This window comes from Pseudomonas sp. DW-iso3 (genome assembly GCF_058725305.1).
Genome location: NZ_JBZXDZ010000001.1, coordinates 578,457 through 599,827 on the forward strand (window position 1 = coordinate 578,457; position 21,371 = coordinate 599,827).

The 21,371-nt window shown below is 61.0% G+C and carries 20 protein-coding genes; 17 read left to right on the forward strand and 3 right to left on the reverse strand.

Annotated features, from left to right (window positions below):
- Window positions 1-115: 115 nt before the first annotated feature.
- From AC4PS7_RS02690 to AC4PS7_RS02765, 16 genes are all read left to right on the forward strand, one after another.
- Window positions 116-1,738, forward strand: coding sequence for a methyl-accepting chemotaxis protein (locus AC4PS7_RS02690; protein WP_010212648.1), 1,623 nt, complete (start codon window positions 116-118; stop codon window positions 1,736-1,738).
- The gene (locus tag AC4PS7_RS02695; RefSeq protein ID WP_154847028.1) at window positions 1,738-2,250 is read left to right on the forward strand and encodes a chemotaxis protein CheW; all 513 of its coding nucleotides are present in this window, start codon (window positions 1,738-1,740) and stop codon (window positions 2,248-2,250) included. The genes AC4PS7_RS02690 and AC4PS7_RS02695 overlap by 1 nt, the downstream gene beginning before the upstream one ends.
- Window positions 2,247-3,506, forward strand: coding sequence for a CheR family methyltransferase (locus tag AC4PS7_RS02700; protein ID WP_010212645.1), 1,260 nt, complete (start codon window positions 2,247-2,249; stop codon window positions 3,504-3,506). The genes AC4PS7_RS02695 and AC4PS7_RS02700 overlap by 4 nt, the downstream gene beginning before the upstream one ends.
- On the forward strand, window positions 3,503-4,204 hold the full coding sequence (locus tag AC4PS7_RS02705) for a chemotaxis protein CheW (RefSeq protein ID WP_183701259.1): 702 nt from the start codon (window positions 3,503-3,505) through the stop codon (window positions 4,202-4,204). The genes AC4PS7_RS02700 and AC4PS7_RS02705 overlap by 4 nt, the downstream gene beginning before the upstream one ends.
- Window positions 4,201-6,465, forward strand: coding sequence for a hybrid sensor histidine kinase/response regulator (locus AC4PS7_RS02710; RefSeq protein ID WP_010212643.1), 2,265 nt, complete (start codon window positions 4,201-4,203; stop codon window positions 6,463-6,465). Before AC4PS7_RS02705 ends, AC4PS7_RS02710 begins: the two co-directional genes overlap by 4 nt.
- Window positions 6,462-7,472, forward strand: coding sequence for a chemotaxis response regulator protein-glutamate methylesterase (locus AC4PS7_RS02715; RefSeq protein ID WP_010212641.1), 1,011 nt, complete (start codon window positions 6,462-6,464; stop codon window positions 7,470-7,472). The genes AC4PS7_RS02710 and AC4PS7_RS02715 overlap by 4 nt, the downstream gene beginning before the upstream one ends.
- A gap of 51 nt (window positions 7,473-7,523) precedes the next feature.
- Window positions 7,524-8,525: a response regulator gene (locus tag AC4PS7_RS02720; RefSeq protein WP_010212639.1), complete on the forward strand. Its 1,002-nt coding sequence runs from the start codon at window positions 7,524-7,526 to the stop codon at window positions 8,523-8,525.
- A 239-nt stretch (window positions 8,526-8,764) separates the two neighbouring features.
- Window positions 8,765-9,860 (forward strand): peptide chain release factor 2 gene (gene prfB, locus AC4PS7_RS02725; RefSeq protein ID WP_100215725.1). Its coding sequence is split into 2 segments (ribosomal slippage): window positions 8,765-8,836 and window positions 8,838-9,860, totalling 1,095 coding nucleotides; the frame shifts between segments, so codons are not numbered across the junction.
- An 83-nt stretch (window positions 9,861-9,943) separates the two neighbouring features.
- The gene (gene lysS, locus AC4PS7_RS02730; protein WP_010212634.1) at window positions 9,944-11,443 is read left to right on the forward strand and encodes a lysine--tRNA ligase; all 1,500 of its coding nucleotides are present in this window, start codon (window positions 9,944-9,946) and stop codon (window positions 11,441-11,443) included.
- A gap of 106 nt (window positions 11,444-11,549) precedes the next feature.
- On the forward strand, window positions 11,550-12,266 hold the full coding sequence (locus AC4PS7_RS02735) for a TetR/AcrR family transcriptional regulator (protein ID WP_016979842.1): 717 nt from the start codon (window positions 11,550-11,552) through the stop codon (window positions 12,264-12,266).
- A gap of 146 nt (window positions 12,267-12,412) precedes the next feature.
- A complete protein-coding gene (locus AC4PS7_RS02740; protein WP_021492448.1) occupies window positions 12,413-12,961 on the forward strand; it encodes a hypothetical protein in 549 nt (182 codons plus the stop codon).
- A gap of 21 nt (window positions 12,962-12,982) precedes the next feature.
- Complete coding sequence (locus tag AC4PS7_RS02745) at window positions 12,983-14,260, forward strand: flavohemoglobin expression-modulating QEGLA motif protein (protein WP_010212629.1); 1,278 nt, start codon at window positions 12,983-12,985, stop codon at window positions 14,258-14,260.
- 156 nt (window positions 14,261-14,416) lie between these two features.
- Window positions 14,417-15,322, forward strand: coding sequence for an alpha/beta hydrolase (locus AC4PS7_RS02750; RefSeq protein ID WP_010212627.1), 906 nt, complete (start codon window positions 14,417-14,419; stop codon window positions 15,320-15,322).
- Window positions 15,319-15,645 (forward strand): PA3694 family proteiin, encoded by a 327-nt coding sequence (locus tag AC4PS7_RS02755; protein WP_010212625.1) that lies wholly within the window; start codon window positions 15,319-15,321, stop codon window positions 15,643-15,645. The genes AC4PS7_RS02750 and AC4PS7_RS02755 overlap by 4 nt, the downstream gene beginning before the upstream one ends.
- Before the next feature lie 168 nt (window positions 15,646-15,813).
- On the forward strand, window positions 15,814-16,158 hold the full coding sequence (locus AC4PS7_RS02760) for a hypothetical protein (protein ID WP_050513957.1): 345 nt from the start codon (window positions 15,814-15,816) through the stop codon (window positions 16,156-16,158).
- A gap of 183 nt (window positions 16,159-16,341) precedes the next feature.
- Complete coding sequence (locus AC4PS7_RS02765) at window positions 16,342-16,536, forward strand: hypothetical protein (RefSeq protein WP_021492447.1); 195 nt, start codon at window positions 16,342-16,344, stop codon at window positions 16,534-16,536.
- Window positions 16,537-16,565: 29 nt separating this feature from the next.
- Here AC4PS7_RS02765 and lptF read toward each other — a convergent pair whose 3' ends face one another.
- The 3 genes from lptF to AC4PS7_RS02780 form a co-directional block, all read right to left on the reverse strand.
- On the reverse strand, window positions 16,566-17,351 hold the full coding sequence (gene lptF, locus AC4PS7_RS02770; RefSeq protein WP_010212622.1) for a lipotoxin F family OmpA-related lipoprotein LptF: 786 nt from the start codon (window positions 17,349-17,351) through the stop codon (window positions 16,566-16,568).
- Between the two features lie 55 nt (window positions 17,352-17,406).
- On the reverse strand, window positions 17,407-17,832 hold the full coding sequence (locus AC4PS7_RS02775) for a DUF4398 domain-containing protein (protein WP_010212621.1): 426 nt from the start codon (window positions 17,830-17,832) through the stop codon (window positions 17,407-17,409).
- 270 nt (window positions 17,833-18,102) lie between these two features.
- Complete coding sequence (locus AC4PS7_RS02780) at window positions 18,103-18,447, reverse strand: hypothetical protein (RefSeq protein ID WP_010212620.1); 345 nt, start codon at window positions 18,445-18,447, stop codon at window positions 18,103-18,105.
- A gap of 185 nt (window positions 18,448-18,632) precedes the next feature.
- On the opposite strand from AC4PS7_RS02780, the gene ppc reads away from it, so the two are divergent.
- Window positions 18,633-21,260, forward strand: coding sequence for a phosphoenolpyruvate carboxylase (gene ppc, locus AC4PS7_RS02785; protein WP_042571737.1), 2,628 nt, complete (start codon window positions 18,633-18,635; stop codon window positions 21,258-21,260).
- The last annotated feature ends 111 nt before the right edge of the window (window positions 21,261-21,371 follow it).

Consider the following 21,371-nt stretch of genomic DNA (forward strand, 5'->3'; position numbering starts at 1 on the left):
AGCATGGCCCGGGGTGTTTTTGCATTCTGTGAGCGCTACATCAAAACCCGTTGATAAATGAGGGCTTGCGCTCAGCTATACTCCCCCCATTTGAATGGCCCTTCGAGGAATTACTGTGAAGAACTGGACCTTGCGCCAACGGATCTTGGCGAGCTTTGCGGTCATTATCGCGATCATGCTGCTGATGGTCGTGGTGTCCTACTCGCGGTTGCTGAAGATCGAAGCCAGCCAGGAAGCAGTCCGGGACGATGCGGTGCCGGGGGTCTACCTCAGTTCGATGATCCGCAGCGCCTGGGTCGATAGCTATTTGGAGACCATCGATATCATCGGCCTGCGCGACGAAAAAGACCTTACCAATTCGGATAAGTCGGACTACAAGTCCTTCGAGGCGCGTATTGCGCAGCAGATGGCCACCTATGAAAAAACCATTCATGGTCAGGCCGACCGAATGGAGTTCGATAACTTCAAGGCAGCGCATATCACCTACAACAAAGTGCTCGCGCAACTGCTGGAGCGTGTCGATGCCGGTGACCTGCCGGGTGCGCGTACGTTGCTGGAAGAGCAATTGACGCCGATCTGGGTCGAAGGGCGCATGAAGCTCAACGACATCATTACCGAAAACAAGAACGTCTCCGACCGCGCCACCGCGGCAATCGACGAGTCGGTGCTGTCGGCCAAGGTCAGCATGGCCGTGTCGCTGGTCATCGCCGTCCTCGCCGCCGGCCTGTGCGGCCTGCTGCTGATGCGCGCGATCATGGCGCCGATGCAGCGCATCGTCGACATCCTCGAAACCATGCGCGACGGCGACCTGAGCAAACGCTTGAGCCTGGAGCGCAAAGACGAGTTTGGCGCAGTGGAAACCGGCTTCAATGACATGATGACCGAGCTGACCGCCCTGGTCTCCCAGGCTCAGCGTTCGTCGGTGCAGGTCACCACCTCGGTGACCGAGATTGCTGCCACCTCCAAGCAGCAACAGGCCACCGCCACTGAAACCGCTGCGACCACCACCGAAATCGGCGCCACCTCCCGCGAGATCGCGGCCACGTCCAAGGACCTGGTACGCACCATGACCGAAGTGTCCACTGCCGCCGACCAGGCGTCGGTTGCCGCCGGTTCTGGCCAGCAAGGCCTGGCGCGCATGGAAGAAACCATGCACTCGGTCATGGGCGCCGCCGACCTGGTCAACGCCAAGCTGGCGATCCTCAATGAGAAGGCCGGCAACATCAACCAGGTGGTGGTGACTATCGTCAAGGTCGCCGACCAGACCAACCTGCTGTCGCTCAATGCCGCGATCGAGGCCGAGAAAGCCGGTGAATATGGGCGTGGTTTCGCCGTGGTGGCCACCGAAGTGCGTCGCTTGGCCGACCAGACGGCTGTCGCCACCTACGACATCGAACAAATGGTGCGCGAGATCCAGTCGGCGGTGTCCGCTGGCGTGATGGGCATGGACAAGTTCTCCGAGGAAGTGCGTCGCGGCATGTTCGAAGTGCAGCAAGTGGGCGAGCAGTTGTCGCAGATCATCCATCAGGTGCAGGCCCTGGCGCCGCGGGTGTTGATGGTCAATGAAGGCATGCAGGCCCAGGCTACGGGCGCCGAGCAGATCAACCACGCCCTGGTGCAACTGGGCGATGCCAGCAGCCAGACTGTCGAGTCCCTGCGTCAAGCCAGCTTTGCCATTGATGAGCTGAGCCAGGTCGCGGTCGGTCTGCGCAGCGGCGTGTCGCGTTTCAAAGTCTGATGAGCGACCTCGCGGCTAAAAGCGGCGCCGTCCCGGCAGCGAAGAAAGCGTTGTTTCTGGTGTTCCACATCGGCGACGAACGTTACGCCCTCAAGGCCACGGAAGTGGCCGAGGTGCTGCCGCGCCTGCCGCTCAAACCCATTGCCCATGCGCCAGTATGGGTGGCGGGCATCTTTGCCCACCGCGGCACGCTGGTACCGGTCATTGACCTCAGCGCCCTGACGTTCGGCAAGCCGGCCCAGGCCCGTACCAGTACGCGCCTGGTGCTGGTCAATTACCAGCCGCAGCCTTGGGTTGAACCCCGCAGGTTGGGACTGATCCTGGAGCAAGCCACCGACACCCTGCGTTGCGACCTGGGGGAGTTCAAGCCCTACGGCCTGGACAACCGCGAGGCGCCGTACCTGGGGCTGGTGCGTGAAGATGCCGTGGGCTTGATGCAATGGATTGGCGTCAACGAACTGCTCACCGATGACGTGCGCGCCTTGCTGTTTTCTGCCGAGCTGAGCCTATGAGCAGCGATCCGCGTTTCTTTGCCTTCCTCAAAGAGCGCATCGGCCTGGATGTTGCGTCGGTCGGCGAAGCCATCATCCAGCGTGCGGTGCGCCAACGCAGCCAGGCCGTTAATGCGCAAACGGCCGGTGAGTACTGGCAGCACCTGCAAAGCTCCGAGGATGAGCAACAGGCGCTGATCGAAGCGGTGATCGTTCCGGAAACCTGGTTTTTCCGTTATCCCGAATCGTTCGCGACCCTGGCCCGTCTGGCCAAGGCGCGACTCGCCGAGATCAAGCAGATGCGCGCCCTGCGCATCCTCAGCCTGCCATGCTCCACCGGTGAAGAACCGTATTCGATTGCCATGGCCTTGCTGGATGCTGGCCTGGCGCCGCACCAGTTCAAGGTGCTGGGCCTGGATGTCAGCCCGCTGTCGGTAGAGCGCGCGCGGCGCGGGGTGTATGGCAGAAATTCTTTCCGTGGTGGCGATATTGCCTTTCGCGACCGCCATTTCACCGAGTATGACGACGGTTACCACATTGCCGAGCGCGTGCGCGAGCAGGTGCGCCTGCAAGTGGGCAACCTGCTCGATCCTGGCCTGCTGGCGAATGAGGCGAGCTATGACTTCGTGTTCTGCCGCAACCTGCTGATCTACTTCGACCAACCGACCCAGAAGCAAGTGTTCGATGTGCTCAAGGGTCTGACGCACGTGGACGGCGTGCTGTTCATCGGCCCGGCCGAGGGCAGCCTGCTGGGGCGTCATGGCATGCGTTCGATTGGGGTGCCGCAGTCCTTTGCGTTCAGTCGGCATGCCGAGCCGGTCAAGCCGGAACCCGTGTTTGTGCCGATCGCCGCGCCCATCCCGCCACGCAGTGCGGCTCCGATTCCGACCAAGCCACGGCCGTTCAGCACGGCCAGGGCCCAGGTGGTGCCGATCAAGGCGCCGCACACCGACGCGGGTGACCTGCTCGGTCGCATCGCCACCCTGGCCAATGAAGGCAAGAGTGCCGAAGCCCGTGCCGCGTGCGAACAGTATTTGAGTAATCACCCGCCGGCCGCCCAGGTGTTCTACTGGCTCGGGTTGCTCAGCGACGTGGCCGGCAGCGCCCTGGAAGCCCAGGGCTATTATCGAAAAGCCTTGTACCTGGAACCCCAGCACCCGCAGGCCTTGATGCACTTGGCGGCATTGCTCGAATCCCAGGGCGACAGTGCGGGAGCGCGCCGTTTGCAGGCGCGGGCCGCCCGTAGCGAGCGAGCTGACAGTGAGTCCAAACGATGAGTAACACCGACGCGCTCGACACCGCGGGCCTGGACCTGACCCTGGCCGACACCCAAGCCATCGATGACTGCTGGAACCGCATCGGCATCCATGGCGACAAATCCTGCCCGCTGCTGGCGGACCATATCCATTGCCGCAACTGCTCGGTGTACTCGGCGGCGGCCACGCGTTTGCTGGATCGCTACGCCTTGCAGCAGGACGCGCATCGCCCGCATGCCGCTGTCGAGTTGGGTGAAGACGTGGTCACCCGTTCGTTGCTGATATTCCGTCTCGGCGAAGAATGGCTGGGCATCGCCACGCGTTGCCTGGTGGAAGTGGCGCCGCTGCAACCGATCCATTCCCTGCCGCACCAACGCTCGCGCGCCTTGCTTGGCGTGGCCAACGTGCGCGGCGCGCTGGTGGCGTGCCTGTCGTTGGTGGAACTGTTGGGCCTGGACGTGACCAGCAACGGCGCCAGCGGTGGGCGCATCATGCCGCGCATGTTGATCATTGCGGCAGAGGATGGCCCGGTGGTGGTGCCAGTGGATGAAGTCGACGGTATCCACGCCATCGATGAGCGCACCTTGAAGGCGGCTTCGGCCTCCGGCCCTCAGGCCAGCGCACGCTACACCCAAGGCGTGTTGCAGTGGAAAGGCCGCAGCCTGCGTTGGCTGGACGAGGCGCAATTGTTGTCCGCCGTGACCCGGAGCCTCACATGACCCCCGACCAGATGCGCGATGCCTCGCTGCTGGAACTGTTCAGCCTGGAAGCCGACGCGCAGACCCAGGTACTGAGCGCGGGCCTGCTGGCCCTGGAGCGCAACCCCACCCAGGCCGACCAGCTCGAAGCCTGCATGCGCGCCGCCCACTCGCTCAAGGGCGCGGCGCGTATCGTCGGGGTAGACGCCGGGGTCAGCGTCTCCCATGTCATGGAAGATTGCCTGGTCAGTGCCCAGGAAAGCCGCCTGTACCTGCAACCTGAACATATTGACGCGTTGTTGCAAGGCACCGACCTGCTGATGCGCATCGCCACGCCCGGCAATAATGTGGGGCCGGCCGATATCGAAGCCTATGTGGCGTTGATGGAGCGCCTGTTGGACCCGTCCCAGGCGCCGGTCAAGGCGCCGCCGCCGGAGCCTGTGCCTGTCGTTGAAGCACTGCCGCCGGAGCCTGAGCCCGCGCCGCCGGTGGTCGCCGAGCCGCCGCGTCACAACAAACGCATGACCGAAGGCGGCGAGCGCGTGCTGCGTGTGACGGCCGAGCGCTTGAACAGTCTGCTGGATCTGTCGAGCAAATCCCTGGTGGAAACCCAGCGGCTCAAACCGTACCTGGCTAGCCTGCAGCGCCTCAAACGCATTCAAAGCCAGAGCGTAAGGGCCCTGGACACGCTGGACGGGCAACTCAAGACTGAGAATTTGAACCTCGAAGCTCAAGAGGCCCTGGCCGATACGCGTCGCCTGCTCAGCGAAGCCCAGGCCTTGTTGGCGGAAAAGACCGCCGAACTGGATGAATTCGGCTGGCAGGCCGGGCAGCGCGCCCAGGTGTTGTATGACACCGCGCTGGCCTGCCGCATGCGTCCGTTTGCCGATGTGCTGGCCGGTCAGGTGCGCATGGTGCGTGACCTGGGCCGCAGCCTCGGCAAGCAGGTACGCCTGGAGATCGAGGGTGACAAGACCCAGGTCGACCGTGACGTGCTGGAAAAACTTGAAGCGCCGCTCACGCATTTATTGCGCAATGCCGTCGACCACGGCATCGAAATGCCCGAACAACGCCTGCTCGCAGGCAAGCCGGCTGAAGGCCTGATCCGCCTGCGCGCGTCCCATCAGGCCGGTCTGCTGGTGCTGGAATTGAGCGATGACGGTAATGGCGTCGACCTGGAACGCCTGCGCGGCACCATCGTCGACCGGCATCTGTCGCCGCTGGAAACGGCCCAGCGCCTGAGCGAAGAAGAGTTGCTGACGTTCCTGTTCTTGCCGGGGTTCAGCCTGCGCGACAAGGTCACCGAGGTGTCCGGGCGCGGCGTCGGCCTGGATGCGGTGCAGCATATGGTCCGCCAGCTGCGCGGTGCGGTGGTGTTGGAGCAGACGGCAGGGCAGGGCAGTCGTTTCCACCTGGAAGTACCCTTGACCCTGTCGGTGGTGCGCAGTCTGGTGGTGGAAGTCGGCGAAGAAGCCTACGCGTTCCCACTGGCTCACATCGAGCGCATGTGCGACCTGGCGCCGGACGACATCGTGCAACTGGAAGGTCGCCAGCATTTCTGGCACGAGGGCCGGCATGTTGGCCTGGTTGCCGCCAGCCAGTTGTTGCAGCGCCCGACGGGGCAGAACCCGTCGGACACTTTGAAAGTCGTGGTGATCCGCGAGCGCGATGCTGTGTATGGGATTGCCGTGGAGCGCTTTATCGGCGAGCGTACCCTGGTGGTCTTGCCGCTGGATGATCGCCTGGGCAAGGTCCAGGATATTTCCGCCGGCGCGTTGCTGGATGACGGCTCGGTGGTGTTGATCGTCGACGTTGAAGACATGCTGCGTTCGGTGGATAAGCTGCTGAACACCGGCCGATTGGAACGGATTGCCCGGCGCAGCCAACAAAGCACCGAGGCTCCGCGTAAACGGGTGTTGGTGGTGGATGACTCACTGACCGTGCGCGAGCTGCAACGCAAATTGTTACTTAATCGTGGTTATGAAGTGGCCGTGGCGGTCGATGGCATGGACGGCTGGAACGCCTTGCGCTCCGAAGACTTTGACCTGTTGATCACTGATATTGATATGCCTCGTATGGACGGTATTGAATTGGTCACACTCTTGCGCCGTGACAGTCGCCTGCAATCGTTGCCGGTGATGGTGGTGTCCTACAAGGATCGCGAAGAAGACCGACGCCGTGGACTGGACGCCGGCGCCGACTATTATTTAGCCAAAGCCAGTTTTCATGATGACGCCCTGTTGGACGCCGTGATGGAACTGATCGGAGGCGCGCGGGCATGAGGATTGCGATCGTCAATGACATGCCCCTGGCGGTGGAGGCCTTGCGCCGCGCCTTGAGCTTCGAGCCCGCGCATCAAGTTGTCTGGGTGGCCGCCAATGGCCTGGAAGCGGTGCAGCGCTGCGCTGAACTGACGCCGGACCTGATCCTGATGGACCTGATCATGCCGGTGATGGACGGCGTGGAAGCCACCCGCCAGATCATGGCCCAGACCCCGTGCGCCATCCTTATCGTCACCGTCGACCGCCAGGCCAACGTGAGCCGAGTGTTCGAAGCCATGGGCCACGGCGCCCTCGACGTAGTGGACACCCCGACCCTGGGCGTGGGCAACCCCAAGGATGCGGCGGCGCCGCTGTTGCGCAAGATCCTCAACATCGGCTGGCTGATCGGTCAGCGCGGCAGCCGCGTGCGTGCGGAAGCTTTGGCCCCGCGCATCACTGGCAAACGCCAGAGCCTGGTGGCCATCGGGTCCTCTGCGGGCGGCCCGGCCGCCCTGGAAATCCTGCTCAAGGGCTTGCCCCGTGACTTTCCCGCGGCCATCGTGCTGGTGCAGCATGTCGACCAGGTGTTCGCTGCCGGCATGGCCGAGTGGCTGAGCAGCGCCTCCGGCTTGCCGGTGCGCCTGGCCCGCGAAGGTGAGCCACCGCAAAGCGGCGTGGTGCTGCTGGCCGGCACCAACCACCACATTCGTTTATTGAAGAACGGCACGCTAGCCTATACCGCAGAGCCGGTGAACGAGATTTACCGGCCTTCGATCGACGTGTTTTTTGAAAGCGTGGCCAGCCACTGGAATGGCGATGCCGTCGGCGTACTGTTGACCGGCATGGGGCGCGACGGGGCCCAGGGCCTCAAGTTACTGCGTGAACAAGGTTATTTGACCATCGCCCAGGATCAGCAAAGCTCGGCGGTGTATGGCATGCCCAAAGCGGCGGCGGCGATTGATGCTGCTGTTGAAATTCGCCCACTGGATAGAATTGCGCCCCGACTGCTGGAGGTATTCGCCAAATGAACACGACCTCCCGCAGCACCGGCTTGCCGGCAGTAATTCAGGTGACTGCACATGAATGATTTACAGATCGACGACATCAAGACCGACGAAAATGCTGCCATGGTGTTGCTGGTCGACGACCAGGCCATGATCGGCGAAGCCGTGCGGCGTGGCCTGGCTCATGAAGAAAACATCGACTTTCACTTCTGCGCCGACCCGCACCAGGCGATTGCCCAGGCGATTCGCATCAAACCGACCGTTATCCTGCAGGATCTGGTGATGCCCGGCCTCGACGGCCTGACCCTGGTGCGTGAATACCGCAATCACCCGGCCACGCAGAACATCCCGATCATCGTGCTTTCCACCAAGGAGGACCCGCTGATCAAGAGCGCGGCGTTCTCGGCGGGTGCCAACGACTACCTGGTCAAGCTGCCGGACAATATCGAACTGGTGGCGCGGATCCGCTATCACTCGCGCTCGTACATGACCTTGTTGCAACGGGATGCAGCCTATCGCGCGCTGCGGGTCAGCCAGCAACAGTTGCTGGACACTAACCTGGTGCTGCAGCGGTTGATGAACTCCGATGGTCTTACCGGGCTGTCCAACCGGCGTCATTTCGATGAATACCTGGAACTGGAATGGCGCCGTGCCATGCGTGACCAGACTCAATTGTCGCTGCTGATGATCGACGTGGACTTCTTCAAGACCTACAACGACAGCTTTGGGCATGTCGAAGGTGACGAGGCCTTGCGCAAGGTTGCCGCCGCCATCCGCGAAGCCAGCAGCCGCCCCTCGGACCTGCCGGCGCGCTACGGCGGTGAAGAGTTTGCTCTGGTGCTGCCGAATACCTCGCCGGGCGGTGCTCGGTTGGTAGCCGAAAAGCTGCGCATGGCGGTTGCCGCGCTGAAAATCCCGCATAACGCACCGACCGAGGGCTCAAGTCTGACCATCAGCATTGGGCTCTCGACCCTGACGCCGGTGCAGGGCACGGACTGTCGTCAATTGATCATGGCGGCGGATAAGGGGTTGTATACGGCCAAGCATAATGGGCGCAATCAGGTGGGGATCGAGTGACCTGAAGGCACTGGACATCTAAATGTGGGAGCGGGCTTGCTCGCGAATGCGCTGGGTCGGTTGATATATCCGTGACTGACCCGCCGCATTCGCAAGCAAGCCGGCTCCCACATTTGATCCGTATCGTTCTACGGATCGTGTACAAACCCCACGCCTTTTCGCCAAGCGGACTGCCGTTCCCCCCCATTTGCCGTTATACTCGCCGGCTTTCAAAAGTTCGCCAACGAGTGCTGCCCGCCATGGAAATCAACCCGATCCTTAACACCATCAAGGACCTGTCCGAGCGCTCCGAAACTATTCGGGGGTATCTTTGACTACGATCAAAAGCATGAGCGTCTGACCGAAGTCAATCGCGAGCTTGAAGATCCTGCTGTCTGGAACAAACCTGAATACGCCCAGGAACTGGGTCGCGAGCGCGCTGCGCTGGCGCAGATCGTCGACACCCTCGACGAACTGAACACCGGCCTGGCCGATTGCCGTGACCTGCTGGACATGGCCGTCGAAGAAAACGACGAAGGCGCAGTGGGCGATGTCGTCGCCGAGCTGGCCCGTCTCGAGGAAAACCTCGCCAAACTCGAATTCCGCCGCATGTTCAGCCACGAGATGGACCCGAACAACGCCTACCTCGACATCCAGGCCGGTTCCGGCGGCACCGAGGCCCAGGACTGGGCCAACATCCTGTTGCGCATGTACCTGCGCTGGGCGGACAAACGCGGTTTCGAAGCGACCATCATGGAACTGTCCGCCGGTGAAGTCGCCGGTATCAAGGGCGCGACCGTGCACATCAAGGGTGAATACGCCTTTGGCTGGTTGCGCACCGAGATTGGCGTGCACCGCCTGGTGCGCAAGAGTCCGTTCGACTCCGGCAACCGTCGTCACACTTCGTTCTCTGCGGTGTTCGTCTCCCCAGAGATCGACGACAAGGTCGAGATCGAAATCAACCCGGCCGACCTGCGCATCGACACCTACCGTTCCTCCGGTGCCGGTGGTCAGCACGTAAACACCACCGACTCGGCCGTACGTATTACCCACGTACCGACCAACACCGTGGTCAGCTGCCAGAACGAACGTTCCCAGCATGCCAACAAGGACACCGCCATGAAAATGCTGCGGGCCAAGTTGTACGAGCAGGAAATGCAGAAACGCAATGCCGCGTCCCAAGCGCTCGAAGACACTAAGTCGGATATCGGCTGGGGTCACCAGATCCGCTCTTATGTGCTCGATGCGTCGCGGATCAAGGATCTGCGCACTAACATCGAACGCAGTGACTGTGACAAGGTGCTCGACGGTGATATCGACGAATACCTGGAAGCCAGCCTGAAATCCGGCCTGTAACACCCTATGTGGGAGCGGGCTTGCCCGCGATCCCCAGGCCGCAGGCCTGGGGGCAACGAACCTGTGATGGAAAATTTAAAGACATGAGCGACCAACAACTCGACCAGGCCCTGCAACAGGAAGAAAACTCCCTGATCGCCCTGCGCAAGGAAAAGCTTGCTGCCGAGCGCGCCAAGGGCAATGCCTTCCCCAACGACTTCCGTCGCGAAAACTACTGCGATGCCTTGCAGAAACAGTACGCGGACAAGACCAAGGAAGAGCTGGCAGAGGCTGCGATCCCGGTCAAGGTGGCAGGTCGCATCATGCTCAACCGTGGCTCGTTCATGGTGATCCAGGACATGACCGGTCGCATCCAGGTCTACGTCAACCGCAAGACCTTGCCTGAAGAAACCCTGGCCTCGGTGAAAACCTGGGACATGGGCGACATCATCGCCGCCGAAGGCACCCTGGCCCGTTCCGGCAAGGGCGACCTGTACGTCGAGATGACCCACGTGCGCCTGCTGACCAAGTCGCTGCGCCCGCTGCCGGACAAGCATCACGGCCTGACCGACACCGAGCAGCGCTACCGCCAGCGCTACGTTGACCTGATCGTCAACGAAGAAGTGCGCCACACGTTCCGTGTGCGTTCGCAGGTGATCGCGCACATCCGTACCTTCCTGATGCAGCGCGACTTCCTGGAAGTGGAAACCCCGATGCTGCAAACCATCCCAGGTGGTGCCGCAGCCAAGCCGTTCGAAACTCACCACAACGCACTGGACATGGAAATGTTCCTGCGTATCGCGCCGGAGCTGTACCTCAAGCGCCTCGTTGTTGGCGGCTTCGAAAAAGTGTTCGAGATCAACCGCAACTTCCGTAACGAAGGCGTTTCGACGCGTCACAACCCAGAATTCACCATGTTGGAGTTCTACCAGGCCTACGCCGACTACGAAGACAACATGGACCTGACCGAAGAACTGTTCCGCGAGCTGGCGCAACTGGTCCTGGGCAGCACCGACGTACCGTATGGCGACAAGGTGTTCCATTTTGGCGAGCCGTTCGTGCGCCTGTCGGTATTCGACTCGATCCTCAAGTACAACCCTGAGCTGACCGCCGACGACCTGAACGACATCGACAAGGCCCGTGCGATCGCCAAGAAAGCCGGTGCCAAGGTGCTGGGCTTCGAGGGCCTGGGCAAACTGCAGGTGATGATTTTCGAAGAGCTGGTGGAGCACAAGCTGGAGCAGCCGCACTTCATTACCCAGTACCCGTTCGAAGTGTCGCCGCTGGCCCGTCGCAACGACGACAACCCGAACGTCACCGATCGTTTCGAACTGTTCATCGGTGGTCGCGAGATCGCCAACGCCTACTCCGAGCTTAACGACGCGGAAGACCAGGCCGAGCGTTTCATGGCCCAGGTGGCCGACAAGGACGCCGGCGACGACGAAGCCATGCACTACGACGCTGACTTCGTCCGCGCCCTGGAATACGGCATGCCGCCAACGGCCGGTGAAGGTATCGGCATCGACCGTCTGGTGATGCTGTTGACCAACTCGCCGTCGATCCGCGACGTGATCTTGTTCCCGCACATGCGGCCGCAAGCGTAACCGAAGCGAAATCCGAAGCCGCCTTTTATAAGGCGGCTTTTTTATGTGGCGTCAATAAGCGTCAAGCAAACAGCGCCAGGTTTTGATCTATTCAAGGATGTGAGTCGTGAACCGCGTAACCGCTCAAGAAGGCGCCGCCGGCATTGCCGCTGCCGTGGCTGAAAGCGTCCAGTACCAAGGCCGCAAGGCCAGCCGTCGGGGTAGCGAGCAACGCAGGCAAGACATTCTCGATGCAGCCATGCGCATCGTAGTGCGCGATGGCGTGCGCGCCGTGCGCCATCGCGCGGTGGCGGCGGAGGCGGGGGTGCCCTTGTCGGCCACCACCTACTATTTCAAGGACATCGACGATCTGCTCACCGACACCTTCGCCCAATACGTCGAGCGCAGTGCAGCGTTCATGGGCAAACTGTGGGTGCGTAACGAAGGCCTTTTGCGCGAGATGGTCGCCTATGGCGATGGCAGCCCGCAGTCACGCTCGCAACTGGCCGATGACATTGCGCGGCTGACCGCCGATTACGTCTTGCGGCAACTGACCAACCGTCGTGAACACCTGATGGCCGAGCAGGCGTTCCGCCAGGAAGCCTTGCTCAACCCGCGCCTGGCCGAGTTGGTGCGTTCCCACCAGCAGATTCTGTTGCAAGGCACCGGGCAGTTTTTCCAGGTGTTGGGCTCCCGCGAGCCACAACAGGATGCCAAAGTGTTGACGGCGATAATCAGTCGGATGGAATATCAGGGCCTGCTGGGCGGCGCAGAGCCTCTGACCGGTGAAGAAATGCTTGAGATCCTCAAGCGTTACATGCATTTGGTCTTGGCCTCGGTGTAGTCATTTACGGAACGTGCTTTATGTGGGAGCGGGCTTGCTCGCGAATGCGCGGTGTCAGTCGATACACATTTGGCTGAGCCACCGCTTTCGCGAGCAAGCCCGCTCCCACACAAAACGGTTCCACCCATACCCCCGTGGAGTACTCGATGAAAGCCTGGCGAATCGCGGTAATTGCCTTGTCATTCCTGCTGCTCAGCGGCTGCCTGGTGACCTTCAAGGACCCGATGCCGGCCCGTGAAGCCGCACCCGCGGGCTTGCTGGGGAAATGGTCGAGCAAAAACGCCTGGGGCGAGCCGCTCAACCTGCGAATCACGCGCGTCGGTGAACACCGTTATAAAGCCGTGAGCTACCCTACAGCCAAGCCGAACCAGCGTGATGAGTACTTGTTTACTGTGTCCCGGCATGGCAACCGCTGGTACTTGTCGGCGCCGCTGCCGGCCAAGCTCGGCGGGCATTTCATCCTTGCGGGCTTCGAAATCAACGAAAAGCATGAATTGGTGGTCTACAACCTCGACCTGGAGCAGATCCATCAAGCCATAGGCCAAAAGGCGTTACAGGGCAGCACGGTGGAAACCGTCGAAGGGCCCGGGGTGCTGGTCGACGGCCCGCTGGACCAGGTGTTTGCCTACCTGGATGACCCGGCCAACGCCGATGTATTCGTGGAAGCCGTGCGCTACCAGCGTGCGGGCAAATAACGTTTAAAGAGGAAGCACCGGGTGGACGATTACCAGCAGACGATACGCACCTTGTCTGATCGCATTGTGCTGGCGCAAACACCGATTCGCGTCCTCGACGCCGTGAAGTGGGACGAGAACATTCGCCAGGGGTTCCTCAAGGCCAAGGGCAAGGAAATGCCGGCGGTCAGCCGCGACTACTACCTCAACCGGCCGCTGTCGTTCGATTCCAGCGCGGTGAAGCTGGAGTTCCAGAACATCGAGCGCGACATCACCCGTCGTCTCGGCCAGTTCAGTCCGGTGGGGCAGATCATGCGCCGCATGTGCAAGGAATACCGCATGGTGGTGCGCATGCTCGAAGCACGCGGCACCGAGGATTTCGGCCTGATTTCACAAGAGCTTTATGGCGCTGCTTCCGATGCGTTCCACGCGGGTGACCCGACCCTGGCCGATCTGGGCCTGATGCTTTCGGACTATCTGAACAACATCGATGGCCGTGGGGACTTGAAGGATGAGGCCAAGACCCTCACCGCCAAGGACGCCGTGGCCCTGCTGCAAACCCGCCTGAACAAGGTGTTCGGCGAGGCCGAAGAGACTATTCGCGTGTTTGAGTCCGACGGTATCGTCGCCGACGCGGCGGCGGGTGCGGACTACATCAAGATCCGCGCCGATGCGATGTTCAACGACCGCGACGTACGCGCCCTGGAAGTGCATGAAGGCCTGGTGCACGTGGGCACCACGTTGAATGGCCAGAACCAGCCGATCTGCACGTTCCTGTCCAAAGGCCCGCCGTCGTCTACCGTGACCCAGGAAGGCCTGGCGATCCTGATGGAAATCATCACCTTCGCCTCCTACCCGAGCCGTCTGCGCAAGCTGACCAACCGCACCCGCGCTATCCACATGGTGGAAGAGGGGGCCGACTTCCTGCAGGTGTTCGAGTTCTTCCGCGAGCAAGGCTTTGAGATGGCCGAAAGTTACGGCAACGCCAGTCGGGTTTTCCGAGGTTCAGTGCCGACTGGTCTGCCGTTTACCAAGGACCTGTCCTACCTCAAGGGCTTCATCATGGTCTACAACTACATCCAGCTCGCCGTGCGCAAAGGCAAGCTGGAACAAGTGCCGCTGCTGTTCTGCGGCAAGACCACCCTGGAAGACATGCGTACCCTGCGCCAACTGGTGGACGAAGGCCTGGTGGTGCCGCCCAAGTACCTGCCAGAGCAGTTCCGCGACATGAACGCACTGGCGGCGTGGATGTGCTTCTCCAACTTCCTCAACCATTTGAGCCTGGATCGGATCGAGGCGGATTACTCGAATATCCTTTGACGAAACCGGATCGACCGGTGGGAGCGGGCTTGTTCGCGAAAGCGGAACATCAGATATACATAAGTTGACTGACACACGGCTTTCGCGAGCAAGCCCGCTCCCACCTTTGAATCGCTGAAAGATTTAAAATTTCGAATAATAGCGAGGCTTCAACGGATGAGAATCCTCGGCATTTTGTGCCTGCTACTCACATTGAACGGCTGCAGCTCATTGCTGTTCTATCCCGAACCCGGCCTGCCGTTCACGCCGGAAAAAGCACACCTGCAGTACCGTGATGTCACCTTGACCAGCGCCGACGGCGTGAAGCTCCACGCCTGGTGGTTGCCGGCCAAGCCCGGTGTGCCGCTCAAGGGCACGGTGCTGCATTTGCATGGTAACGGCGGCAACCTAGCCTGGCATCTGGGCGGCAGTTGGTGGCTGCCAGAGCAGGGTTACCAAGTGCTGCTACTGGACTATCGAGGCTACGGCTTGTCGGAAGGCAAACCCTCGCTGCCAGCGATCTACCAGGATGTGGATGCGGCCTTCAGCTGGATCGACAAGGCGCCTGAAACCCAGGGCCAGCCGCTGATCGTCCTCGGTCAAAGCCTGGGCGGGGCGCTGGCGGTGCACTACCTGGCCGCTCACCCGGAGCGCCAATCCCAGCTCAAAGCCCTGGTGCTGGACGGCGTGCCTGCCAGTTATCGTGACGTAGGACAATTCGCCCTGAGCACCTCCTGGTTAACATGGCCATTGCAGGTGCCCCTGTCCTGGCTGGTGCCGGATGCTGACAGTGCAATCCATGCCATGCCCCGGCTCACTGGCGTGCCCAAGCTGCTGTTTCATAGCCTGGATGACCCGATCGTGCCGGTGGCAAATGGCATCCGCCTGTACCAGGCCGCACCGCCGCCACGGGTGTTGCAGTTGACCCGGGGCGGGCATGTGCAGACTTTTGCCGACAAGACCTGGCAAACCGTGATGCTGCGCTACCTGGATGACCCGCAACACTTCAACGGCCTGCGCCGCCTGGGCGAAATTCCGAACTACCCCATTCCTAAAGTTGATTCATCAGAGAGCCCGCAATGAGCGAAGAACGCAACATGATCCCGCTGATCCTCACCGGCATTGGCACCATCATCGGCACCGTCGGTTGCCTGTGGTTCTACGGTTACCTGCACTTCGCCAAGCCGGAAGACGCCCTGCTGCTCAGCGATTTCACCATGCTCAAAACGGTGCCAGGCGAGGACTACAAGATCTCCTTGACCCCGGCCGCGCAAGTGGCGCAGTGCGTGGATGGCGTGCTGGTGATGTTCGACACCGAGCAGAAAGGCCTCAGCGGTGTGCTGGTGAACAACAAGAAGCAGGCCGTGCGTTGCATGGGGCAGGAAACCCCGCAATTACAGGAGTGAACGCTGTTTTTCCCGCTGTGGGAAAGCTCCGTTTTGAGTACCGATTAATGATTTAACGCATGCCAGGCGCTCGGCCGACCGGAACCGGCCGGGTGCGCTCACCACAGATCATGGACTGATTGGCTTTGCTGATCGGTCCATTTTTTCATTAGTCTGGAGTGAGCCTATATGGCGGGTATAAACGGAGTATCGGGTGTAGGAAACATGGGCAATGGTGGGAATGTCGGCGGGGGGGCCTCATCAGGCCAAGGCCTCGATCAGCAGATCCAGGACGTCCAAAGTAAAATCAAAGATGTGCAGTCACAAGGTGCTAAAGGTGGTCAGGGTAGCCAGGGCGGAGGTGAGCTCGACGAACTGATGAAACTACTGGAAAAGCTGCTTAAGCAAAAAAATGATCAAGGCGCACAGGGCGCGCAAGGTGATCAAGGCGCCCAAGATGGTCAAGGTAGCGGCCAGGGACAGGGTCAGATCCAAATGCCGGAGACCCAGGGCACCGGTAAGGTCGGTGGTTGAACGGCACCTCTCAAAAACCGCCCTTTCGGGGCGGTTTTTTCGTGCTGATCAGCTATTCAGCCTGTAGCGACGTGGGGCGTAATGCAGGCTGCCGTATGTCATGCAACTGAAATGGAAATGTCTGGAACCGCTTTGACTTAAATGCCACATAAAATGCTGAAACCTACATAGATTGGGTCGAGGATGAAAATACACATTCCTGTATTGGAAAACATGTTGGCCATGGCAAGGCAGCATGTAGCGCTGGAACAGGAAGCCGCTCGCAAGTACAAGCGCGATCAACGGGTGGATGAGCAGGCGGGCGCGAAGATTGAAATGCCAGCCGAGGACACGAATCGCACTATTCAGTTTGATGAGCCGAAAAAAAACCCACCGTGAGGTGGGTTTTTTTAACCAATGCCAATCAATCAGTTAGCAACGGAAGACCGTGGCTTGACCGGCTGGTTGTCGTTGGAGATAGTCACTTCAACGCGACGGTTCATGGCACGGCCCGACACGCTGCCGTTGTCGGCAACCGGGTATTCCTTGCCGTAGCCCTGGGTCACGATGCGCGAGATATCCACGCCTTGTTGAGCCAGTGCGCGTTGTACCGAAGCCGCACGACGCTCGGACAGGCTCTGGTTGTACGAATCGGAACCGGTGCTGTCGGTGTAGCCCTCGACGATCACTTTGCGATCCGGGTTGTCGCGCAGGAACTGAGCCAGTTTGGTGATGTTCACCAGGCCGCTGGATTTCAGGTCAGACTTGTTGGTGGCGAACAGCACGTCACCGAAGGTCACCAGCGTACCGCGATCGGTCTGCTTGGCGTTCAGGCTGTCCTGCAGTTGCTTGATCTGCGCATCGCGGGCATCCAGCAAGGCGCGGGCACGCTCGTCGCCAGCGTTTTTCAGCTTGGCTTCGGATTCACGCAGCACGATGGTGTCTTTGGCCACTTCAACGCGCTGGTTGGTCAGGTACGCCAGTTGGTCGACTTTCTTCTCGTCTTCCTTGTCGCGGTAGGCCTTGTCAGCCTTGTCCAGCCATTCGCTGGCGTCCTTGGTTTCCAGGGCCGCGAGCTTAGTGGCTTGCGGGTTGGTCTGCAGGGACGAGAAGTTGGTCCGTGCATTTTCCAGGTTCGCGTTTGGCGGGGTGGAGCAGGCCGCCAGTGCAACGCTCATCGCCAGCAGGGCAGGGATCATCAATTGTTTACGCATAGTCGTGTCGTCCTTTCAATTCGATATCAGGTGCGATTTGGTCACAGGAAGCGTCTTACTTCTGCTGGATAGCAGCCGGACGCATGCCTTCCTTACGCAACTCATCAACAGCCTTCTGGGAATCCTTCACAGCCTGTTCAGCCTTGGCGGCTTGAGCCTTGCGTTCCGCGACGCGAGCGTCCCACTCGGCTTGTTCAGCCAACTGGCGAGCTTTGTCGTAGTTCTTGTCGTGCATGGCAATTTCGGCTTCTTTGAGCTTGTCCTGGGCCGACTTCATTTCCACAGCCGCGTACTCAGTGCCGCCAGCGCTGACGGCGCTGTTCACGGCGGACTGGGTGACCGCGTACTGCTCGGTCGGAGGGTTGCCGGCGCAGCCCGCCAGGACGAAGCTGGTGCCGATTGCCAGCGCGGCCAATTTAAGCCCGCGCAGGTGGTTAAACGAGGATTTGGCAGTGCTGGTCTTCATCGTCTTCAACTCCATTGGATAACTCCTGAAAAACATTAAAATCCATGTCACTGGTCTGCGGCGGCGGGGCTGGCACTGGTGCACAAATTGCCCTTTAAAACGACCGTTCCAAGTGATGGCTTACTGGCTGTGACCGGAGGCTTTTTTCAAAAGTTCAGAGAAGATGGCGATTTGCCTAAAAAAATATCTGACTGATTGGTCAGCATAAAAAATTGGAACTTCTGCGTTGCGCAGTGGTACGCCGGGCCCGTCAGGAGCCCGGAATACAGGGGTTTGGTAGGGGTGTCAGTGTTTCTGTTCGTCAGTGCTCGCCGACAAATCATGCAGATAGCGGCGAGACAGCGTCAGAAAGCGTGGGGTAGGGCCGACGTCCTCGTACAGCGGATCGCCTTCTTCATCGGTGGCAATCACCTGCTGGCCCTTGATGTAAGGGAAGCTGGCTTCCAGCTCTTCAAGGGCGGCACCGATCAACTCACCGAGCAATTCTTCAGGGTGGCGTTTGGGGTACATCTCGGTAATGGCCGCCAGCCGCGCGGCGGACTCCATATCCAGATGGATGGCGTATTCGGTCTTGGTCAGGCGACCCTTGGCGTTCTCTTCCCAGTGCTGGGCCAGTTCTCGAATTTTCATGGCAACCTCAATGAAGCCCGCGTTTAGCAGGCGGTGATGAGTGTCCAGTCGCCTGCGTGGATAAACGCGACGACTTAACCTTGAGACTAGCCGCAACTCACAAGGTTTAAAGTCTTGTCATAAATTGATGCTGGCGGCACTCTGGCAAACCTGCGCGTCCCGGATTTCTGGCTGGAGATTGGCTGATGAGTGATATCGATGCACGCTTGCGTGAGGATGTTCACCTGCTGGGTGAGCTGTTGGGCAACACCATTCGAGAGCAGTACGGCGATGATTTCCTCGACAAGATCGAGCAGATCCGCAAAGGCGCCAAGGCGGACCGTCGGGGGGCCGGGGATGAGCTGAGCACCCGCCTCAACCAGTTGCAGGAAAATGAACTGTTGCCGGTAGCACGGGCGTTCAACCAGTTTCTCAACCTGGCCAACATCGCCGAGCAGTACCAACTGATCCACCGGCGTGATGAGTCCCAGCCGGCACCGTTCGAGTCCCGCGTATTGCCCGAGTTGCTGGCGCGCCTGCAAAGCGAAGGCCACAGCAACGAATCCCTGGCCCGCCAGTTGGGGCGCCTGGAGATCGAACTGGTGCTCACCGCCCACCCTACCGAAGTGGCGCGTCGCACCCTGATCCAGAAATACGATGCCATCGCCGCCCAACTGGCGGCGCAGGATCATCGCGACCTCACCACCGCAGAGCGCGAGCAGATCCGCCAGCGCCTGCAACGCTTGATCGCCGAGGCCTGGCACACCGAAGAAATCCGCCGCACCCGGCCCACGCCGGTGGACGAAGCCAAGTGGGGCTTTGCGGTGATCGAGCATTCGCTGTGGCACGCGATTCCCAATTATCTGCGCAAGGCCGATCAGGCGCTGCATGCCGCCACCGGTTTGCGCTTGCCCCTGGAAGCCGCGCCGATCCGCTTTGCCTCGTGGATGGGCGGCGACCGTGACGGCAACCCGAATGTCACGGCGCCGGTCACCCGTGAAGTCTTACTGTTGGCGCGTTGGATGGCTGCCGACCTCTACCTGCGCGATATCGACCACTTGGCCTCCGAGCTGTCGATGCAGCAAGCCAGCCCGGCGTTGCAGGCCAAGGTCGGTGATAGCGTCGAACCTTATCGTGCCTTGCTCAAGCAACTGCGCGAGCGCCTGCGGGCGACGCGCCAATGGGCGCATACCGCGTTAAGCAGCAGTACCCCGGCGCCGGCCGACGTATTGCAGAACAATCGCGACCTGCTGGAGCCGCTGGAGCTGTGCTATCACTCGCTACACGCGTGCGGCATGGGGGTGATTGCCGATGGCCCGTTACTCGACTGCCTGCGTCGGGCGGTGACGTTCGGGCTGTTCCTGGTGCGTCTGGATGTGCGTCAGGATTCCAGTCGCCATTCGGCCGCCATGACGGAAATCACCGATTACCTCGGCCTGGGTCGGTACGAGGACTGGGACGAAGAGGCACGTATCAGTTTCCTGATGAAGGAACTGGCTAACCGTAGACCCCTGCTGCCGGGCTATTTCAAGCCGTCGGCGGACACTGCCGAGGTGCTCAACACCTGTAAGGAAATCGCCGCCGCACCGGCTGCATCGTTGGGCTCTTATGTCATCTCCATGGCCGGCGCTGCCTCGGACGTGCTTGCAGTGCAACTGTTGCTTAAAGAGTCGGGCGTGCAACGGCCGATGCGTGTGGTGCCACTGTTCGAAACCCTGGCCGACCTGGATAACGCCGGCCCGGTGATCGAGCAACTGTTGCTGTTGCCGGGCTATCGCGCGCGTTTGCAAGGGCCGCAGGAAGTGATGATCGGCTACTCGGACTCGGCCAAGGACGCCGGCACTACCGCGGCAGCCTGGGCACAGTACCGCGCGCAGGAACGGCTGGTGGATATCTGCCGCGAGCAGCAGGTGGAGCTGCTGTTGTTCCACGGTCGGGGCGGCACCGTTGGCCGTGGCGGCGGCCCGGCCCACGCTGCGATCCTGTCGCAGCCACCGGGTTCGGTGGCGGGGCGGTTCCGCACCACCGAACAGGGCGAGATGATCCGCTTCAAGTTCGGCCTGCCGGATATCGCCGAGCAGAACCTCAATCTCTATCTGGCTGCGGTATTGGAAGCGACCCTGCTGCCACCACCGCCGCCAGAGCCGGCCTGGCGCCATTTGATGGATGAATTGGCGGCAGACGGTGTCAGCGCTTACCGCGCCGTGGTGCGGGAAAATCCGCAGTTCGTCGAGTATTTCCGCCAATCCACGCCGGAACAGGAGCTGGGTCGCTTGCCTCTGGGCAGTCGCCCGGCCAAACGCCGTGCGGGTGGAATTGAAAGCTTGCGTGCGATTCCCTGGATCTTCGGCTGGACCCAGACCCGCCTGATGCTGCCGGCCTGGCTCGGGTGGGAGGCGGCGCTGAGCAAGGCACTGGAACGCGGAGAAGGCGAGCTGCTGGGGCAGATGCGCGAGCAGTGGCCGTTCTTCCGTACCCGCATCGACATGTTGGAAATGGTGCTGGCCAAAGCCGATGCCGATATCGCCCGCCTGTATGACGAGCGCCTGGTGCAGCCGGACCTGCTGCCATTGGGTGCACATCTGCGCGACCTATTGTCGCAGGCGTGCAGCGTGGTGCTTGGCCTGACCGGCCAGTCGCAACTGTTGGCCCATAGCCCGGACACCCTGGAGTTCATCCGATTGCGCAACACCTACCTTGACCCCTTGCACTTGCTGCAGGCCGAGTTGCTGGCGCGCTCACGCCAGCAGGAAGCGGCACAGGACAGCCCTCTGGAACAGGCGCTGCTGGTCTCCGTGGCCGGTATCGCCGCTGGTTTGCGTAACACTGGCTAGGGTTTTTTGCGTGTTCTCAATAGCTTGCAGATAAACCACGGCGGCCGCCCTGAAACGGGCGGCCGGCGTTTATGGGGCCGGGTTGCACCCAGGCACACCCTACCTATGACG

Excerpts from the sequence above, each read along its gene's own strand:
- AC4PS7_RS02695 (WP_154847028.1), top strand. The coding sequence starts at position 1,738 with ATGAGCGACCTCGCGGCTAAAAGCGGCGCCGTCCCGGCAGCGAAGAAA.
- AC4PS7_RS02700 (WP_010212645.1), top strand. The coding sequence starts at position 2,247 with ATGAGCAGCGATCCGCGTTTCTTTGCCTTCCTCAAAGAGCGCATCGGC.
- AC4PS7_RS02705 (WP_183701259.1), top strand. The coding sequence starts at position 3,503 with ATGAGTAACACCGACGCGCTCGACACCGCGGGCCTGGACCTGACCCTG.
- AC4PS7_RS02710 (WP_010212643.1), top strand. The coding sequence starts at position 4,201 with ATGACCCCCGACCAGATGCGCGATGCCTCGCTGCTGGAACTGTTCAGC.
- AC4PS7_RS02715 (WP_010212641.1), top strand. The coding sequence starts at position 6,462 with ATGAGGATTGCGATCGTCAATGACATGCCCCTGGCGGTGGAGGCCTTG.
- AC4PS7_RS02720 (WP_010212639.1), top strand. The coding sequence starts at position 7,524 with ATGAATGATTTACAGATCGACGACATCAAGACCGACGAAAATGCTGCC.
- lysS (WP_010212634.1), top strand. The coding sequence starts at position 9,944 with ATGAGCGACCAACAACTCGACCAGGCCCTGCAACAGGAAGAAAACTCC.
- AC4PS7_RS02740 (WP_021492448.1), top strand. The coding sequence starts at position 12,413 with ATGAAAGCCTGGCGAATCGCGGTAATTGCCTTGTCATTCCTGCTGCTC.
- AC4PS7_RS02750 (WP_010212627.1), top strand. The coding sequence starts at position 14,417 with ATGAGAATCCTCGGCATTTTGTGCCTGCTACTCACATTGAACGGCTGC.
- AC4PS7_RS02755 (WP_010212625.1), top strand. The coding sequence starts at position 15,319 with ATGAGCGAAGAACGCAACATGATCCCGCTGATCCTCACCGGCATTGGC.
- AC4PS7_RS02760 (WP_050513957.1), top strand. The coding sequence starts at position 15,814 with ATGGCGGGTATAAACGGAGTATCGGGTGTAGGAAACATGGGCAATGGT.
- AC4PS7_RS02765 (WP_021492447.1), top strand. The coding sequence starts at position 16,342 with ATGAAAATACACATTCCTGTATTGGAAAACATGTTGGCCATGGCAAGG.
- lptF (WP_010212622.1), bottom strand. The coding sequence starts at position 17,351 with ATGCGTAAACAATTGATGATCCCTGCCCTGCTGGCGATGAGCGTTGCA.
- AC4PS7_RS02775 (WP_010212621.1), bottom strand. The coding sequence starts at position 17,832 with ATGGAGTTGAAGACGATGAAGACCAGCACTGCCAAATCCTCGTTTAAC.
- AC4PS7_RS02780 (WP_010212620.1), bottom strand. The coding sequence starts at position 18,447 with ATGAAAATTCGAGAACTGGCCCAGCACTGGGAAGAGAACGCCAAGGGT.
- ppc (WP_042571737.1), top strand. The coding sequence starts at position 18,633 with ATGAGTGATATCGATGCACGCTTGCGTGAGGATGTTCACCTGCTGGGT.